Genomic DNA, 1,518 nt, shown 5'->3' on the forward strand with positions numbered 1-1,518 from the left:
GACCCGACACCAACGACGCCGGAACCTCCACCCGCACCGAGTCACCCGCGAAGGAGTCCTGCGCCGGGCGGGGCCGGTCGCCGGGGACCTCCAGGGCGACCGCGCCGTCGAGGCGGTCCCGCCAGTAGGACAGCTGCCGCTCTAGCCGCTCGCCGGACAGCCATTCACGCTGCCAGAGCGCGAAGTCGGCGTACTGCACGGGAAGTTCGGGAAGACCGGAGGCACGGTTCGACACCCGGGCGGCGTACGTCTCGCCGAGTTCCTCGACGAGCACCCCGAGCGACCAGCCGTCGACGGCGATGTGGTGCATGCACAGCACGAGCACCCACTCGTACTCGTCGAGCCGAAGCAGTGAGCCGCGCAGGAGCGGGCCCCGGGAGAGGTCGAAACCGCGCCCGTTCTCCTCCCGCACCCGTTCGCGTACGGCGTCCTCGCCCCGGCCCGTCACCTCGGTCACCGGCAGTGTGACGACGACCTCCGGCCGCACGATCTGGTGGACCGTGCCGTCCGTGTCCTCCTGGAAGACGGTGCGCAGTACCTCGTGCCGGGCGACGATCTCGCCGAGCGCGCTCTCCAGGGCCGCCACGTCCACCGTGCCGCGCAGCCGGACCAGGCCGGTCATCGAGTAGAGCGGGGAACCGGGCCGCATCCGGTCGAAGAAGTGCAGGCGTTCCTGTGCGAAGGAGAGCGGTGCGGGGCCCGTCGGATCGGGTCGCGGCTCGATCGCGCTCGCCCGGCGGGCCACTCCCTGCTGGTCGAGGAGCTGGTCGAGGAGTTTCTGCTGGTCGGCGGAGAGGGGAGCGAGGGCCATGGGTCGTACCTCCGTGGTCACGTACGAAAGTCGGGTAGCGCGTTCTGGGTCGTGCGGGGTGCGGCGCCCAGGGGCCGGCGGTTGGGCCGGCCGCGGGTCAGGCCTGGAGCCGCTCCGCGACGCGGTCCGCCGAGAGGCGGCTGATCCGCAGCACGAGGTCGGCGATCTGATCGGCGTCGAGGCCGCTGCCGGCGGCCGTCTCACGGACGACTCCGGCGAGCCGGCGGACCGTGGAGATCCCCACGAAGGCCCGCAGTGAGACCTCGACGCGCAGCATGACGTTGATACGGGAGACCACCTGGGTGGCGAGCAGCGAGTGTCCGCCGAGGTCGTAGAAGTCGTCGTGCGCGCCGACCCGCTCGGCCTTGAGCACGTCGGCCCAGATGCCGGCGAGCACCTCTTCGAGCGCGTCGGCCGGTGCCTCGTAGACGCGTTCCGTGACGAGGCGGTCGCCGGGCATCGACCGGAGCGCCGTGAGGTCGACCTTGCCGTTGGCGAGCAAGGGGAAGGCGTCCAGGCGTACGAGGGAGCCGGGCAGCATGGCCGCGGGCAGCCGTTGTGCGAGGTGTCCGCGCAGCTCGCCCGCCACCACCGGGGGCGCACCGGGGGTCCCGGTGAGGTAGGCGACGAGTTCCGGGGTGCCGTCCGTGCCGGGCGCGGTGGTGACCAGCGCCTGGTCGACCGCCGGATGACCGGTCAACGCGGCC

The 1,518-nt window shown here is 72.5% G+C and carries 2 protein-coding genes; both read right to left on the reverse strand.

Going from position 1 to position 1,518, the window contains the following annotated elements:
- The coding region (locus ABTX62_RS37805; protein WP_352120413.1) for a condensation domain-containing protein at positions 1-811 on the reverse strand (811 nt) is incomplete at its 3' end.
- A 97-nt stretch (positions 812-908) separates the two neighbouring features.
- Positions 909-1,518, reverse strand: a 610-nt coding sequence (locus ABTX62_RS37810; protein ID WP_352120414.1) for a phosphopantetheine-binding protein, incomplete at its 5' end; no start/stop codon positions are given.

It is taken from the genome of Streptomyces sp. NPDC096046 (genome assembly GCF_040303285.1).
GTDB lineage: Bacteria > Actinomycetota > Actinomycetes > Streptomycetales > Streptomycetaceae > Streptomyces.